Genomic DNA, 17680 nt, shown 5'->3' with positions numbered 1-17680 from the left:
AGTCTGATATTAATTTACCCTTTAAAGCAGAGTGATGATGTTGACTAAGTTCTTTCCAACCCGACTGTTGGGTATGGCTTTTGCCTTCCTTGAAAGGTTCCAACAACGAAGAATCCGCACTTTTTTGCTACTGTTTGCAGTGGGACTTAGCTTAACTCTGGCTGTCTCTGCTTGTTCTCCAAGCGCAGGCGACAATGGCACAACGCAGACAACCCAAGCCCCCAGTACCACAGTTCACATAGGTTACCAGAAAGCGTCAACTGTTCTGTATGCGCTGAAGGCGAGAGGGGAATTAGAAAAAGCTTTCGCAGCTTCAGGAACTTCTGTAACTTGGTCGGAATTTCCGGCCGGCCCTCCACTCCTAGAGGCATTGAATGCAGGTAGTATTGATTTTGGCTATACCGGAGAATCACCACCTATATTTGCTCAAGCCGGGGGTATTCCTTTGGTTTATGTTGCCTACGATCCTTGGAGTACCAAGGCTGAAGCTATTCTGGTGCCCAAGGATTCACCTATTAAAAGTGTGGCTGAACTCAAGGGTAAAAAAGTGGCTTTTGCCAAAGGTTCTAATGCTAACTACCTATTGCTGAAAGCGCTGGAAAAGGCAGGCGTACAGTACAGTGACATTCAACGAGTAACTCTCACTCCCGCAGATGCTCGTGCTGTATTTGAGCGAAAAAACGTTGATGCTTGGGCAATTTGGGACCCGTACTTAGCCGCAGCAGAAGCAGCAACAGGCGCACGTACCTTAGCAGATGCGACGGGATTAGCTCCCAATCATGGTTATTATCTGGCTGCAAAATCTTTTGTTGATGCCAAGCCGGATGCCTTGAAAATAGTCCTCGCTCAGGTGAAGAAAGTTAGTGAATGGGCAAAGAATAATCCTACTGAAGTTGCTAAACTTCTTTCCCCTGCTTTGGGTATAGATGTTCCTGTGTTGGAAATAGCAGAAAAGCGGCGTGACTATGATCTACTTCCGCTCACAGATGAAGTAATTACTAAACAACAAGAGGTTGCAGATACTTTCTACAAAATTAAATTGATTCCGAAAGAAATCAAAGTTAAAGAAATTGTTTGGCAAGGCAAAGTAAATAATTCGTAATTCGTAATACTCTGATTTATCTCATTTGATTGCGAAAAGCTATAATATCAAACCTCACCCTCAATGCCTCTCCGAACTCACGGAGAGGGAAGCCGGAGGCAGGGTGAGGTTTTATATTTAATTTGACCTACTTACTTATCATTCAGTCTAATCAGTCTATTAAGGAGGTAAATTCTATGGCAATGGTTCTAGAAAAAGTAGTTCCTTTTGGAAGGTCAATGGATGAATATATAAAAATATTCAATTTAACAAATGCAGATTTAAATAAAAGAATCATTGGTATTGGGGATGGACCGGCAAGCTTTAATGCAGAAATGACACGTCAGGATAAAAGTGTAGTTTCTGTTGATCCACTATACCAATTTTCTGGTGATGAAATATTGCAAAGATTTAATGAAGTAGTAGATAATATAATTAATCAAGTCAAGGCTACATCGAATAATTGGGTATGGAGCTATCATAAATCTCCTGAAGATTTGCGACACAATCGAGTCAAAGTTATTCGAGAATTTCTGTCTGATTATGAAACTGGCAAAAAAAGCAACAGATACATAGTCGATGAATTACCAAAATTGGCATTTAAAAATCAAGAATTTGACATAGCCCTTTGTTCACATTTATTGTTTTTATATTCAGACCATCTCAATTACGATTTTCACCTAGATTCTATAGGTGAGATGCTGCGTATTGCTAAAGAAGTCCGAATTTTTCCTCTCATAACTTTAATGTGGAAAAATTCACAACATTTAGATGAAATTGTCAAATATTACACTTCAATTGGTTATAAGGTAGATATTGAAAAGGTTGAATACGAACTACAGCCCGGTGGAAATAAAATGTTGAAGATAACCAGAGATGTTATATAATTCGTATTTATAGAGAATTGGTATAACCATTAGGGTCTATTAGACATCTCCGACAATGAATGTAGAGACGCTTTCTTCGTAGCGGCACGAAGTGCAATTTCGCGTCTCTACAAGGGTTTCAAGTTACGCATATTTAATTACCGCAGTTAATAACCTGAGCATATCTGTGGAACAGGGCGAAGTGTTTGGACTGCTTGGCCCCAATGGTGCAGGGAAAGCAACCTTAGCTGGGTATGATGTCGCTCGTGAATCTAATCCTGTGAGACGGGCTATCGGCTATGTACCCCAGGCGTTGTCTGCTGATGGTAGTCTCACGGGTTACGAAAATCTCTTAATTTTTGCCAAGCTGTATGGAATACCTGCCAAAGGACGCGATCGCCGCATCTATTAAATTCTAGAATACATGGGTTTGCAAGATGCGGCGAAACGCTTGGTACGAAACTACTCTGGTGGAATGATCCGCAAGAAACAGAAATTGGCATATCAGTTTTACATCAACCCCAAATTCTGTTTCTTGATGAGCCGACTGTCGGACTAGACCCAATTGCTCGAACTCAAGTATGGCAGCTTGTACTACAACTCTGTGCTGATTACGGCACAACTATATTTTTAACAACCCACTTTTTAGAAGAAGCGGATAGCCTTGACTTATGAGGTTGACGGCTTACGCAGCACCATGCTGTTAAACGGCACTAGCATCTATGGCTTTGGTCCAGATTGTACAATTCTCTTATTAGGGACTGACAAATAAAAAAATGTTCCAAAACTGAAGCAAAAACTCTCTCTATTTCTTCTCTCTGCGTTCTCTGTGCGGCAATCGCTCATGGGGGAAACCCCCAAGACCGCGCTGCCTTGTCTCTGTGGTTCGTTTATTGGAATAATTTATTTCTTGGAAGTCACTTAACATTAATAATTTTGGCGATCATTGGTGGAAAACTTTATCCACGGGTGGCCATGTAACTAGGAGAACAACAAGCCCATGACCTTGGATAAACCTAATCAAGGTGCAACTTCCGAAGAATGTGCCGCTAGAGTAATGGAAACAGTTCCATTAGTGATGCGGTTTATCCGAGCGGATATGCGTGTCCATAGTGCCGCTTTTTTATCTATACCTCAGTTGCGATCGCTAGCATTTCTCAACCGGAATCCTGGTGCTTCATTATCTGACTTGGCAGAGCATTTAGGTGTCACCTCTGCTACGGCATCAGCAACCATAGAACGCTTAGTACAACGCGACTTTGTAAAACGCTGCGCTCATCCCCAAGAGCGGCGGCGGGTGCTGCTCAATTTAACTGAAGATGGAAAACACCATCTCAAGCAATCCCAAGATCAAACTCGCGCTCATATTACCGATCTGCTGAAAGGTCTTACAGAAGACCAAATTTCTAACATTGAAGAAGGCTTAACTCTACTAAAAAATGTCTTCGAGAAAACAGAACTCAAAGCGCCATAACTCTCAGTACAAGTCCCCCCTCCCCCTATGACAGATACTTTTGAAAAAACTAGCTGGAATTGGCAGCTTTCTCAATTTCAACAACAAGCGGGAGAATGGTGGGAATACCAGTTTTACCGCTTTCAACAGGCAATGCCCGAATTGCCTAGTGGATGGTCGATTAGCCCAAGGCTTGGTGATTTGCTGAAATTCCTGTTTTGGCTGGTACTAGGCTTATTTATCGCTTGGGTGGGTTGGCGACTATGGCGAGAATTCAGTCCTTATCTATATTCTTGGCTGAATAGAAGTGGCAATCTCATTGATTTTCGTGTCAAAACTCGCTCTAATGAGTCATCTATAGCCCTTTTATTGGAGCGATCGCAACAATTTTACCGTCAGGGAAACTATCGTGAAGCTTGCCGTTGTCTGTATTTAGCGATGTTGCAGCAGTTACATCAAAATGCCATGTCTAACGACAAGCCGCAGGGCGTCTACGCACCCCACAAACTCAGTCGCACTGATGGAGAATATCTGCAATTGCTGCGATCGTCTCTGACTCCTATACAGCCTTATGAAACTTTAATTACCACTCACGAGCAATTATGTTTTGGTAATGCCGAGATTTTGCCAGACAATTATGAGCAGTGTCGGCAAGCTTATCGAGAAATTTTTCCAGAATGAACAGAACGCCGCCAGAGGCACACTACATACATAGCTAAAAAAATCAATAGTTTTAGTGAAAATTAATCTAAAAGTCAGAAAAAGCGAGAGATAGGCACAAAGATTTATCCTCGCTTTTTGATTACCTAAGCTGTGATTGCGTAGTCGCCCTGCGCCTTGTCGTTAGACATCGCCTTGTCCACAGCTTCCAAGGCAGAATTTACTTCTGCTTCTGTGACAATTAGCGGTGGCACAAATCGGACTACTTTTGGCCCGGCTGGTACGAGTAATACGCCTTCCTTGATGGCAGCATTGACGATATCTGCTGCGGTGAGTTGAATATTGGCTTGCAACTCCAAACCGTTGATTAAACCCCAACCCCGAACTTCGGCAATATGGTGAGGATATTTCGCTGCGATCGCTTTCAATCCAGATCGCAATTGTTCACCTCTGTCTTGCACATTCTGCAAAATATTTTCCCGTTCCAATGTCTGGCAAACACTGAGTGCTACACCACACACAAAAGGATTTCCGCCAAAGGTGCTGGCGTGTTCCCCTGGTTGAAAAACATCACAGAATTTCTTGCTCATCATTGCGCCGATGGGGATACCGCCACCTAAGCCTTTGGCGCTGGTGAAAATATCCGGTTCAACGCCGAGATGTTCGTAAGCCCATAATTTGCCGCTGCGTCCCATACCAACTTGCACTTCATCGAAAATCAATAAAATGCCAGTTTCGTCGCAAATTTGCCGGAGCTTTTTGAAATAGGCAATATCTCCTGGACGCACACCGCCTTCTCCCTGCAATGGCTCAATCAGAATCGCCGCTACCCCATAATCGCCTTCATCCAACTCGCTAATCGCCATTTCCACAGCGTTAATATCGTTGTAATTTACGTAGTGGAAACCAGGAACCAATGGGTCAAAATATTTTTGATACTTCGGTTGTCCCGTAGCAGTAACCGTCGCCAAAGTCCGTCCGTGGAAACTGGCATTGGCGGTTAAAATAATCGGTTTTTCAATGTCTAATACTGTGTGGGCATATTTCCGCGCCAGTTTAATTGCAGCTTCGTTAGCTTCAGCTCCAGAGTTGCAGAAAAATACGCGATCGGCACAAGAATGTTCAACAAGCCATTTTGCCAATTCACCTTGCTCGGTAATGTAGTACAAATTAGAGACATGGTGCAGCTTCTGGATTTGGCGTGTCACCGCTTCTACCATAACTGGGTGGGCGTGTCCCAAAGTACAAGTAGCAATTCCCGCCACAAAGTCCAGATATTCTCGCCCCTGTGTATCCCAAACCCGGCATCCAGCGCCCCGTTCTAGGGCTAAAGGAAACCGGGCGTAGGTAGACATGACAGCTTCATTAAAGCTATCTGCATCAAAGGGATTAGATGCTGACTCTGAATCTGGGGGGATGATGGCTTGGTCAACGAGAGTTTGTCGGCTCACTACCGCTCCTCCTGAAAGTTTTTCATTATATAGTTATTTACTAGTTTCCTAGAAATATCTAAAAAATACTTTTTATTTAGCACAACTCGTACTTCTTCTTAAGCTAACGCTTACATGACCTCAAATGCTTGACGTTAGGTTTCGTTTTAAATTGTGTTTTGTGGGATTATCTCAGTAAAAAATCCTTTAATTATGTCTAGCGCTTTATGGCATAATTTTAACTGCTTGCACAAGTTATCTAGGATTAAATCCATCAACTCAAACCCTATAATTCCCTTAGCACCCCGTAGCCTTTGTAATGACGACGGGATTTTTGCATCGGCGGTGGTGAAAAAATTTTGTACTCAACACTTGAAGATTAATAAGTTGTTCCATATTTAAATTACATAGGCTGGGCGCCCATGTTGCCCACCCCACAAGAGTTTGATTTAATAAGGGTTATGCAACTTAGATGTTTTTCAGCTTACCGTGTTCACGGATTTAAAAATAAAAGCCTATTTAATTAATTTTACATTGCGTAACTCAGTTTGATTTATTCTTATCCCTTTACTTAGTTTCAATATACTAAAAAGGACGAATGTTAAAAAGTTGGCAAAAAACTAGAAAAATTAGGCTAGAAGTACTATTGTTACCTCATTCTCAACACTTGAGCAAAAATATCAACGTATCCAAAAGGAGTTAATGGCTGGGGCGATCGCTCTGGGCGGTGTTTTCCTCATTGGCACTTTGTGGTACTCGTTAGTGGAGGGCTGGTCGTGGGAAGATGCGGCTTACATGACAGTCATCACTTTAGCAACTGTGGGATATGGAGAGACGCACCCACTGGGTAGCCGAGGACGATTGTTTACAATTGCCTTGATTTTGTTGGGTGTAATCAATATCGGTTACATTGTCAACAGATTTACAGAAGCGATTATTCAAGGCTACTTTCAAGAAGGAATTCGGCTACAGCAGCAGAGGCGGTTAATGGAATCCCTAACAGAACACTACATTATTTGTGGATTTAGCCGGACTGGTCGTCAAATTGCCAAGGAATTTCGAGCAGAAGACGTACCTTTTGTGGTGATTGATTCGGAGATGGAATCGGTACAAAGGGCGCAGGCTGAAGGTTACACAGCATACCAAGGTGACGCTACCTTAGATGACACACTTCTGAAAGTTGGCGTTGAACGGGCAATATGTCTCGTTGCAGCCCTTCCTTCCGATGCCGAAAATTTATACATTGTTTTATCTGCCAAAACACTGAATGCAGGAATTCGGATAATCGCACGGGCAAGTACAGAAGAAGCTTTGCAGAAGTTACGACGCGGTGGTGCAGATCAAGTGATATCCCCCTATATTACTGGTGGGAAGCGCATGGCTGCTGCGGCTCTCAGACCCCAAGTATTAGACTTTGTAGATGGAATTTTGGCAGGTGCAGACCGTCAGTTGTATATGGAAGAATTTTTACTCGACCCGGCTTTTTGTCCCTTTGTGGGTCAGAGTTTGCAAAAAGCGAGATTGCGATCGCAATCTGGGGCATTAGTTCTAGCAATTCGCCGCGCTGATGGAACTTTAATCGGTGGCCCCACTGGCGATACAGTTTTAATGCCAGACGATCGGTTAATTGGTATGGGTACAGCAGAGCAATTGCGTAGCCTTAACCAAATTCTTGGCCCAATTGGTTCTCAGAAATTTCGACCACCGAAAAATAGTTGATCTTATTTTTATTTGATTACTTTTTTATACTAAGTTAGGTAATTTTTGTCTAGTGTAATTGCATAAGCAAAAAGTATAATATTATGCGATAAAAATTATATTATCATGCAATGAAACTTACATTAAGCATCGCCACAATATTTACTTTTACTTTCGGATTTTACAGCACACAAAGTATTGCTGCTCCTCTAGAAAATCCCAAAAGCTTTACAGATTGGTGTCAGCAGAAATCAACTTTACCTCCAGAGACAAAACATACTGTTGAGGCACTGTTAGAAACAGCCCAGACTCAAAATTGCAACGAGGCTAACCAAAAGCTGACTAATTTGACTTCTCTCTCTCTGCACTCAAATAAAATTAGTGATATCAAGCCTTTGTCTGCTCTGACTAATTTGACTGAACTAAACCTCAATACAAATAAAATCAGCGATATCAAGCCTTTGTCTACTCTGACTAATTTGACTGAACTAAACCTCAGCTTTAACAAAATCAGCGACATCAAGCCTTTATCCACTCTGACTAATTTGACTGAACTAAACCTCAGCTTTAACAAAATCAGCGACATCAAGCCTTTATCCACTCTGACTAATTTGACTTCTCTTTGGCTGCGCTCAAATAAAATCAGCGATATCAAGCCTCTGTCCACTCTGAATAATTTGACTTCTCTTTACCTTAGCTTAAATGAAATTAGCGATATCAAGCCTTTGTCCGCTTTGAATAATTTGACTTTACTCGACCTCGGCTCAAATAAAATCAGCGATATCAACCCTTTATCTGCTCTGACTAGTTTGACTGGACTTGACCTCGACTCAAATAAAATCACCGATATCAAGCTTTTACCGACTCTAAATAATTTGACTATACTCGGCCTCGACTCAAATAAAATCAGCGATATCAAGCCTTTGTCCACTCTGAATAATTTGATTTTTCTCGGACTAAGCTCAAATGAAATCAGCGACATCAAGCCTTTGTCCACTCTGACAAAATTGAATACTCTCAAGCTTGAATCAAATAAAATCAGGGATATTAAGCCTTTATCCAGTCTGAAAAATTTGACTTATCTCTATCTATTTGTAAATCAAGTCAGCGATATCAAGCCTTTATCCAGTCTGAAAAATTTGATTTTTCTGGAACTTAAATCAAATCAAATCAGCGACATAAAGCCTTTATCCACTCTGACTCATTTGATTGTTATTGATATTAAAAATAACCCGATCGCACACAAAATATGTCCTAGAAAACCAGAATATATTTGTAAATTCGATTAGCTTCAGAATTGACAGCCGTCGGATTAACTCTGAAAAAATAACCCAAATATAAAGGAGAGCGATCGCAATTAAACCACGTCTATCTTGAAACCTATAGTTCTTCCATGACGAAAAGGATTTGCCCTCATCCCCCAACCCCGAATCCCAGAGAGAGGGATTCGGGGAGCCAGAATTTCAAACTCCCTCTCCCAAATTTGGGAGAGGGATTTAGGGAGAGGGTGAAAACTTCGGTTCTCAACTAAGATTTGGTTTAATAAAGTTTATTTTACGATCAACCCAACCTACAAATCTCAGGTTAACTTGACACCAATGGGTTTTCAGACCACCCCACAAGATTGAATAATTTATTTGTTGGAATTACCTAATGGAGTTTTCGTCGTGCTGCTGCTAAAATTAAACGTTGTTCAGCACGAGCGATCGCCTGATATGTTCGCTCGACTGCTTCCGGTTCCACAGAAATGGAAGTTATGCCCCATTCAACTAACTTATCAATAATTTCTGGATAGAGGGCTGGTGCTTGACCGCAGATTGAACAAGGGATACCGGCACTTTTAGCCATTTGGATCAGTTGAGCGATCGCCCTCATAACTGCCGGATGACGTTCATTAAATACTCTTCCTAGCTGTCCTTGCTCTCGATCCACTCCGAGCAATAATTGGGTCAAATCATTTGTACCAATAGAAATTCCGGCTGCACCTGCCTTAACATATTCTGGCAATAAAAACAGGACGCTTGGCACTTCTGCCATTATCCACAATTGAAACTGTGACACCTCTGTTAAAAGGGCTTGTTCAACTTTGCGACGGCAAAAGACAAATTCTTCTACAGTCCGCACAAAAGGCAATAGTAGATTTACATTGCTGTAACCAGCTTGCTGGACACTCGCTAAAGCTTGTAGTTCCAACTCAAAAACTGCGGGATTTCGTAAATAGCTAAAAGTCCCACGTTCACCCAACATCGATTGTGTTGAAGATTGTAAATTATCATTCAATGATGGTAAATCCTGCGGCCAATCTAAAGAACGATAAAAAACTGGTCTTGGTGCAAAAGCACGGGCAAACTGCATAATCTGCTCAGACCATAGCTCTAATAATTCTGCTTCCCGCCCGCCTAAAATCCAACTATTAGGATGTTGCCCAGACAATATATTTAGTACCATCAATTCTGAGCGCAACAATCCCACTCCATCCACAGGGAAGCTTTGCACTTGTTCTATCAAACTGGACTGACTCAAGTTAACCAGCAGTTGGGTAGCAATCATAGGTAGATGAGAAGTAACAGGAAGCGATGGGGAGATAAGAGGATGGAGAGGTTTTTCTGCCAGTTTCCTCCTCTCTATCTCTTTTTCTCTGCTACTTCCCCCTTCTGTTTTGATCCGATAAACTTCTCCTCTGTCGCCATCGAGTAGCAGTCGTTCGCCTGTTTGGATTAAGCTTGTCGCAGATGTTGCGTTAACTACTGCGGGGATTCCTAATTCTCTGGCAAGAATTGCAGCGTGGCTGGTTAATCCGCCTTGTTCAGTAATAATACCATCAACTTGGTGCAGCAATGGTAACCAATCAGGTGCGATCGCTGTTATTACTAAAATCACTCCCTTGGGTAATTGTTCGGGTTTGTGTTGGGGATTATTAATTACTAAAGCAGTGGCCACAACCCGTCCTCCACCCGCCCCTATTCCCCTAATGAGGTGTCTGTGGTTAATTACAGATTGGGGAGAACTAACTTGTGTTATGTAGAGCTTGCCAGATGTATTTTGCTCGGCGATAGTCCATTTAATGGTAAAGCTTTTACCTAGTTCACTCACCAGTTGAGTTCCTAGAGCAATTATTTGTTGGATGTATTCTTCTTGTAAAGCGTACTCTTTTTGTTGGGCTGACTGAATTAGGTAGGTATTTAGACAAGTGTGATCTGGTGTTAGGGCTGAGTTTGGCACAGGTTGCGAAAAAGTTCCAGGTGGTGCATTATCAACACCATAAGCGAGCATTTTATTGCCCAACTGTTGCTCCACAACTCCGGTTACCTGTTGAATGTAGTAAATATCTGGCTGGACTTCGCCAAGAGCGATCGCAATTCCTAATCCCCAAGTAGCTTCAATTTCCCATGCAGAGGAGTTGGCTTTCAGCAAGCCACTGGCGATCGCATTCTCAACAGGTTGAACTAAAACTGCTAAACTCACTTGTTGCAGGTTAATTCCTGCCCGTTGCCAATATAGTAGACTTCTGGCACGAAATATTTGGCTCCAGGTACGCTTTAGGGCAAAAGCGATCGCTTCGGGTTCGCACTGGCAAAACACCGACTCTAGCAAACCAGATATATTCTTCATCCCTAGAGTAGCATTTGATACTGCCAAGGTAGGCCGAAGAATCAAACAGCTAGTTTGCCATTCTCTAGCTGCTTGGAAAATTGTCCTCACCCAATCCTGTGGCACAGTCGCAGTGAGAATTTCTTGGCGCAAACGACCAGCTACTTGCTGAAGTTGACGCCAATTAGCTACATCTAGGTGTAACGAAGAATGGGGTAAGTCAGCCACTAATGACTCTGAACTATTGAGATTTTCGAGAAATTGCCGCAAAATCTCTGTCGAAACCACAAAACCAGGCACCACCGGATAGCCACGCTGGATCATTTTGCTCAAGTAAAATGCTTTGTCGCCTACTTTGGCGCGGTCTTGTAGTTTAATTTGGTCTAGCCAGTAGATGTCCACTCAATTTGTTAGTTGTCAGTTATCTATTTGTAGCCATAGCCATTTCCTCGTGGTACGTTATCAACCGTAAATCGACTGACTCTCTACTAGGAGGAGTTTTCAGCATTTACGTTTAATTTGCCGACCTTATTAGTGGTTAGTTGCCAGTTACACGATGTGTTGCTGTAATTCAACTCCTTTGTAAATCAAATATTTTCCTTCATTTAGCCTCTCTTCCCTAAAATTAGGGATTTATTTGTTTGAGCGAGTTGTAGATCGCGGTATTATATTTAATTATTGAGTGTATGCGTTAAATATAGCAGTTTAAGGTAAAACTTTATACTTTAGTCATTTTCAAATAAGTAGAGCGGCGTGAATAATTCAAGGTTTGTAGTGAGTTAGTCGCTCAGAGGGGTTTACCCCACGAGCGAATAATGAACCCGTTGGCTGAGGACTTTAGTTTTTTTAAGATGGCTGAAAGCCTCACTACGAAATCATCTTAAGATTGTTTACATTACTTAATCTAGTTTTATTTCTTCTCACCGACTTACTTAGTTAAAAACCTATTTAATAAACTTAAAATTCATGTAGTTTGCCCAAATTACGATCGTTGTCATAATTTAACAATGCAAACCTTCATTTATTTTTGACAAAATAATGTCTTATATCATGTCCGCTTGATTACTTATTAAACCCGAATCATCCCACACGCCAGATGCTCCACTTGGGGAGACCCCAAGACCGCCAAAGCTCCCCTTAATCCCCTGCCCGATGCTTTGGCGGGCTGGGGTGCAATGACTGTGGGAATCATAACTAATTAAGTAGGTAGGCAAGATAAAACCAAACTATGTAACGAAAAGTAAAATCTCTGTATTTGGCTCGTAGTTGCGCCCTCTTGCGCTTTAGCGCAACTACGAGCCAGTGATGATTATTTGCGCCCACTTACTTATGCGGACATGATATTATTGGTAAATAATCCTAACAAGGTAAGATATTAATTTGCACTCGTTCAATGAGACTCCATCAATAAAAGATTAAAATATTTTTGCACTATTTTGGTAAAAATATTAATAATTAACCTAATACACTGTGGCGAAACTTTGCCTACCTTTAATAATGGGATTCTGCCCCAAGTCTTGTTAATTTTTATATATAGTACCTAGATTTATGCCGTGCTGTACTAATATATGAAATTCTCTACCCAGACTAAGCATTGCCAAACACTTACTATCTTGCAACTAATGATTGGTTAAATATCAGCTTCAGGCTCTGCCTTGCATTGCTTATTGGAGCAATTATCGGCTTAGAACGCCAAATTAGCCGTAAACCAGCCGGTTTAAGAACTCATATCCTGGTGAGTTTCGGTTCAGCCGTGTTTACTCTCATAATTATGCAAACAGATGGGTCACAGTCACAGTCCAGTCATGATGCACTTAGCCGCGTGATTCAGGGGATTGCAGCGGGTGTAGGATTTCTCGGTGCTGGAGAAATTGTGCGCCAATCTTCTCAAGAATCACAGCGACTTGAAATTCACGGACTGACATCAGCAGCAGCTATTTGGGTTTCGGCTGCTTTGGGAATTGCTGCTGGTTGCGGTTTGTGGCAGTTAGCATTAATCGGTGCTTTGCTTACTTTTTTGGTTCTCACCGTTTTTAAAAGGTTAGAAAAACGTAATTAAGTAGCTAGACAAGATAAAACCAAACTATGTAACGAAAAGTAAAATTTCTGTATTTGGCTCGTAGTTGCGCCCACTTACTTAATCAAAAATCACTAATTTGGGATTATCTCTCCTGCTTTCACAAAAATAATTTGCGAGGATTTCAGCCACTGAGAATCAAAAGAACCCAAGTGAGTAGTAGTAATAAGGGTCTGAAAGCGGTCTTGAATGGCATCGAGTAATTGATTTTGGCGGGATAAATCTAATTCAGCAAGAACATCATCAAGCAATAGTAATGGTGGCTCTTTAACGACTTCTTCAATTAATTGTAATTCTGCTAATTTTAAGGCTAGAACCAGCGTTCGTTGTTGACCTTGAGAACCGTATTGACGAGCGGGTGTCTGGTTAATAGTTAATTCTATTTCGTCTCGATGGGGGCCGACAAGAGTAGTGCCTTGGTGCATTTCGGCGATCGCTCGTTGCTGGATTTTTGCTAAAAAAGCTTGCTGCACTTCTTCTGGATGGTTATCCTCTAAAGGAATATTCGGCAGGTAGTTGATTTGCAAAACTTCTGTACTGCCGCTAATACTGGCATGCCTTGCATTAGCAATGGGAGCTAATCTTTGGATAGCGCGATCGCGTCGTCTAATTACCCTGGTTCCTGTGGTAGCTAACTGTGCATCCCACACCGCCAATTCTGACTGTAGAGAGGTTGCATCTAACGTCTCTACATGGCGTTTTAAAAAGGCATTGCGCTGGCGTAACACATGGTTATACTGCTGCAAAATGTGAGCATAAAGTGGTTCGAGTTGAATTAAGAGTGTATCTAACCAGTTGCGGCGACCTTCCGGGCCGCCGCGTACTAGTTCTAAATCCAAACTAGAAAATTGGACTGCATTGAGAACGCCGAGAAAATCCATTTGACGGCGGATAGATTCACCATTGAGGGCAACGCTACGGCGACCATTGCGGCGCAGCGTTAAAGTCAGGTCACTAATGCCTGTTTGTCGCTCAAGAGTAGCATTAATTTGGGCTATGGCTTCCCCTTCTTGAACCAAATCGCGATCGCGGGTGATTCGGTGCGATCGCAATGTCGCCAGCAACTCCACCGCCTCCAACAAATTTGACTTTCCCTGAGCATTATTACCTACCAAAATTGTTTTAGCAGCATTAAATTCAACCTTCTGGTTTTGATAATTACGAAATTGTCGGAGATTTATACTTTTCAGGTACATAAAGTTAGGAGTTATAGCGGTTCTCGTTTATGTGAGGTACATCGGTAGGGGCATGGCACTGCCATGCCCCTACACCTGGCGATATAATGTTGTACCGCATCTGAATGGGAACCGCTTTAGGAGTTAGGAGTTAAAAGTTAGGAATTCAAAACTCATATCTTATAACTCATAATTCTTCACTCATAACTCCTAACTTTTTCAGACGGCCTTCTTGCCCATAATCCGCAGAAATATCTTCTCCGCTTCAATCCAGACAAACATTAAGGCACTGAAGCCAATACAAACCCCCAATTCTTGCATATTTAGGTAGTGAGTACCAAAGAAATCTCGCAGGGGTGGGACGTAAATTAGCATCAACTGCAAAATTGTGGTGACAACAACAGCCGCTAGTACAAATATATTAGAGAAGGGATTCATCTCTATAGTCAGTCGGTTATTGGAACGAATAGCGATCGCATGACCCATTTGGGCGATACACAAGGTAGTAAATACCATTGTTTTCCAAGTCTCTGGATCTCCTTGATACCCAGCTGCATGGGTATGTTGATAAGCCCACCACATTAAGGCAATGCTGATAATGGCAAAAATTATCCCAATGCGAATCATGTAAGAACCCAATCCCCTAGCGAAAATACTTTCGCGGGGACTAAAAGGCGGACGTTGCATCACATCCGGTTCTGGAGGTTCCACAGCTAATGCCAAAGCTGGTAAACCGTCTGTCACCAAGTTCATCCACAAAATTTGTAAAGGAGTAAGGGGAACGCCTCCCAAACCGATTAGGGGTGCTGCTGCAATTGTCAGAACTTCACCAATGTTACTGCCCAAGATGTATTTAATAAAGCGGCGAATATTGGTGTAAACAACTCTACCTTCCTTGGTGGCGCTGACAATGGTGGCGAAGTTATCATCAAGTAACACCATATCGCTGGCTTCTTTACTTACATCAGTGCCAGTAATGCCCATCGCAATACCGATGTCGGCTTGTTTGAGGGCTGGGGCATCGTTAACACCATCACCCGTCATTGCTACAAATCTACCCCGCCGTTGCAGTGCTTGGACAATTCGCAGTTTGTGTTCTGGGGAAACCCTAGCATAAATGCTCACCAGGTCAACATTTTCCTCTAATTCTTGGTCAGTCATCCGTTGCAATTCTTGACCTGTGAGGACGCGATCGCCTTCTTGGGCAATTCCCAAATCGGTAGCGATCGCTCGTGCTGTTAATTGGTGGTCGCCTGTAATCATCACAGGGCGAATGCCTGCATCTCGACACTCTTGCACAGCTGCCCTTACCTCTGGGCGTGGCGCATCCAGCATTCCCACCAATCCCAACCACACCAAGCCTTGCTCGGATGTTTCGTCTGAACCTTCCGGTGGAATCTGTGCCAGGGGTTTGTAGGCAAAACCTAGCACCCGCAAACCTTTACTCGCCATCAGGTCATTTTCTGCTAAAATGTTATGGCGTTGTGCTTCAGTCAAGGGGGCTGTGTCATTGCCCAAATGAATTTGAGTGGAACGTCCCAAGATTAACTCTGGAGAACCTTTGGTAAACATTAAGTAAGGTTCAGATTCGATAAAACTAGCTATCGCGGGGTCAATGCCTCTGGAAAACGCGTCACCTGTGGCGACTCCCTCCACCTGAGAAATCACGCTCATCCGCTTCCGTTCTGAGGAAAATGGAAACTCCCTAACTCTGGGTAATTTACTGTTCCACTGGTCTTTTTCGATTCCGGCTTTTCCCGCCAGTGTTAACAATGCCCCCTCTGTGGGATCTCCCAAAATTGCCCAGTCACCTTGTTCTTTTTGCAACACCGAATCATTACAAATAGCACAGGCGACTGATAAAGCTGAGATTTCTGGAAATTCCTCTAGAGAAAGTTTTTGACCATCTAACTGAAAATCCCCTGTGGGAGTGTAACCTTCACCGATGACGCGAAAAGTTTTGTTATTAGTGAAAACCGATTGCACCACCATTTTATTTTGCGTCAGCGTACCGGTTTTATCAGAACAGATGGTAGTTACAGAACCTAATGTTTCCACTGCTGGGAGTTTGCGAATCAAGGCATTTTGGCGCACCATTCGCTGGGTTCCCAGTGCCAAGGTGACAGTAATTACAGCAGGTAAACCTTCTGGCACCACAGCAACCGCCATACTCAAAGAAACTTCCAAGAGTTCTTGGATGTTTTTAAAACCTCCATCCCTTAGCACACCGCCGATAACGACGATCGCCACGAGAATCAAGGAACCAGTAACTAAGACATTACCCAGTTGAGTCATCCGTTGCTGTAAAGGCGTCGGTTCACTTTCCACCGCCTGCAACATGGTGGCAATTTTGCCTAGTTCTGTAGTCATTCCGGTGTTAGTCACCAGAACCTTGCCGCGTCCTTGGACTACTTCAGTTCCTTGAAACACGACATTTAGGCGATCGCCTAATGATGTTTCTTCTGGCAATTTTAATGATGCCTGTTTATTCACCGCTTCGGCTTCACCAGTCAATGCCGACTCACGCACTTGTAAATTAGACTGTTCTATCAAACGTCCATCTGCGGCTATCTGCATCCCAGCTTCCAGCAGCATTACATCCCCTGGAACTAATTCCTTGGCTGCTATCTCCACCAGTCTAGCGTCGCGGATGACGCGCACTAAGGGAGAGGTCATTTTTTTTAGGGCTGCCAAGGCTTTTTCGGCCCGGCTTTCTTGGACATAGCCAAGTATGCCATTGAGGATGACAATTGCTAAAATAGCGATCGTATCTTTAAATGGCACTTCACCAGGCTTCAAGTGACCCGACTGCAAACGCATCAGGTCTAAAAAGCCAGAAATCAGAGCTACGCCAATCAGCATCAACAACATAATGTTCTTGAACTGATCCAGCAGGATTTCCCAAGTACTACGCCCAGCAGTTTCTTCTAGTTCGTTGGGGCCGTACTTTTGCAATCTCTGCTCAATTTCTTGGGGTGTTAAGCCACTGTCTGCATTACTATCGAGCAGGTCTAGCGCTTTATCAACTTCTAAACTATGCCAAACGGCGGCACCTTCAGGCAGAGAATTAGCAGACATCGTGTAGGTCACAGCAAATGGTTACAAAATTTGATCATAATTTAGTGATGGCAGGAATTCCATCTTCTAAAGTTACATTAAGGCGATCGCCCAGTTGCACGAGTGGATCTGTAATTCTTAACATTTGTAAATTTATTTTTTTTAAGATAGTGTTATCTCTCACGAAAGAGTTTTTCAGAACACATTCTACCGATAATTGTGAGTAATAGAGCTTTGAAAAAGACGCAAGGGAGCAGGGAGCAATAAGCAAGGGGGATAGAAAACAATGGGGATTCGACCCGACCACAAAAAGAACCACACCCACTGTTGTCGGGGACTCAGACCCATGTTCCACTCTGCTTTACAGCAGTTCTTCATGGGGTCATTTCCCTCTGCAAGAACAGCAATAACTGCTCCCTGCCTCTTCTTTGAAGGTTAGTTCCAGAGCATCTGCCAGAATGAATTTAGGCTGTATTGCTTTAATTTACATCTGGTCAATAGCTAGGATGCTTGGCACAAGTACATTTATTCATTGTTAATTTTGAGAGAAGTTGCCAGTAAGGTTTTCCTACCTAGTAAATTTTTCAAGAAT

The 17680-nt window shown here is 42.7% G+C and carries 11 protein-coding genes and 1 pseudogene; 8 read left to right on the top strand and 4 right to left on the bottom strand.

Going from position 1 to position 17680, the window contains the following annotated elements:
* Nucleotides 1-37: 37 nt before the first annotated feature.
* The 5 genes and pseudogenes from V7K32_RS17705 (at nucleotide 38) to V7K32_RS17685 (ending at nucleotide 4081) form a co-directional block, all read left to right on the top strand.
* On the top strand, nucleotides 38-1102 hold the full coding sequence (locus tag V7K32_RS17705) for a sulfonate ABC transporter substrate-binding protein (RefSeq protein ID WP_334995150.1): 1065 nt from the start codon (nucleotides 38-40) through the stop codon (nucleotides 1100-1102).
* A gap of 176 nt (nucleotides 1103-1278) precedes the next feature.
* Nucleotides 1279-1968: an SAM-dependent methyltransferase gene (locus V7K32_RS17700; protein ID WP_334995133.1), complete on the top strand. Its 690-nt coding sequence runs from the start codon at nucleotides 1279-1281 to the stop codon at nucleotides 1966-1968.
* Nucleotides 1969-2059: 91 nt separating this feature from the next.
* Nucleotides 2060-2613: pseudogene (locus V7K32_RS17695) on the top strand (ATP-binding cassette domain-containing protein); the annotation flags it as partial.
* A gap of 334 nt (nucleotides 2614-2947) precedes the next feature.
* Entirely contained in the window at nucleotides 2948-3421 is a 474-nt protein-coding gene (locus V7K32_RS17690) for a MarR family winged helix-turn-helix transcriptional regulator (RefSeq protein ID WP_334885408.1), read from the top strand.
* 27 nt (nucleotides 3422-3448) lie between these two features.
* Entirely contained in the window at nucleotides 3449-4081 is a 633-nt protein-coding gene (locus V7K32_RS17685; protein WP_334995132.1) for a DUF4129 domain-containing protein, read from the top strand.
* 125 nt (nucleotides 4082-4206) lie between these two features.
* On the opposite strand, the gene V7K32_RS17680 is transcribed toward V7K32_RS17685, so the two are convergent.
* A complete protein-coding gene (locus tag V7K32_RS17680) occupies nucleotides 4207-5511 on the bottom strand; it encodes an aspartate aminotransferase family protein (protein WP_334995131.1) in 1305 nt (434 codons plus the stop codon).
* A gap of 681 nt (nucleotides 5512-6192) precedes the next feature.
* Here V7K32_RS17680 and V7K32_RS17675 point away from each other — a divergent pair.
* Together V7K32_RS17675 and V7K32_RS17670 are read left to right on the top strand one after the other, a co-directional pair.
* The gene (locus tag V7K32_RS17675; RefSeq protein ID WP_334995130.1) at nucleotides 6193-7209 is read left to right on the top strand and encodes a potassium channel family protein; all 1017 of its coding nucleotides are present in this window, start codon (nucleotides 6193-6195) and stop codon (nucleotides 7207-7209) included.
* Nucleotides 7210-7319: 110 nt separating this feature from the next.
* Complete coding sequence (locus tag V7K32_RS17670; protein WP_334995129.1) at nucleotides 7320-8477, top strand: leucine-rich repeat domain-containing protein; 1158 nt, start codon at nucleotides 7320-7322, stop codon at nucleotides 8475-8477.
* Between the two features lie 361 nt (nucleotides 8478-8838).
* Here V7K32_RS17670 and V7K32_RS17665 read toward each other — a convergent pair whose 3' ends face one another.
* Entirely contained in the window at nucleotides 8839-11181 is a 2343-nt protein-coding gene (locus V7K32_RS17665) for a putative PEP-binding protein (RefSeq protein WP_334995128.1), read from the bottom strand.
* 1192 nt (nucleotides 11182-12373) lie between these two features.
* Here V7K32_RS17665 and V7K32_RS17660 point away from each other — a divergent pair.
* Nucleotides 12374-12838: an MgtC/SapB family protein gene (locus tag V7K32_RS17660; RefSeq protein ID WP_334995127.1), complete on the top strand. Its 465-nt coding sequence runs from the start codon at nucleotides 12374-12376 to the stop codon at nucleotides 12836-12838.
* A 92-nt stretch (nucleotides 12839-12930) separates the two neighbouring features.
* Here V7K32_RS17660 and recF read toward each other — a convergent pair whose 3' ends face one another.
* Together recF and V7K32_RS17650 are read right to left on the bottom strand one after the other, a co-directional pair.
* Nucleotides 12931-14052: a DNA replication/repair protein RecF gene (gene recF, locus V7K32_RS17655; protein ID WP_334995126.1), complete on the bottom strand. Its 1122-nt coding sequence runs from the start codon at nucleotides 14050-14052 to the stop codon at nucleotides 12931-12933.
* 198 nt (nucleotides 14053-14250) lie between these two features.
* Nucleotides 14251-17109, bottom strand: coding sequence for a cation-translocating P-type ATPase (locus tag V7K32_RS17650; RefSeq protein WP_334995125.1), 2859 nt, complete (start codon nucleotides 17107-17109; stop codon nucleotides 14251-14253).
* Nucleotides 17110-17680 lie beyond the last annotated feature (571 nt).

This window comes from Nostoc sp., assembly GCF_036917635.1.
Lineage (GTDB): Bacteria > Cyanobacteriota > Cyanobacteriia > Cyanobacteriales > Nostocaceae > Nostoc.
The sequence above is the reverse complement of the archived record's forward strand: the minus strand, read 5'-3'. Positions and strand labels throughout refer to the sequence as shown.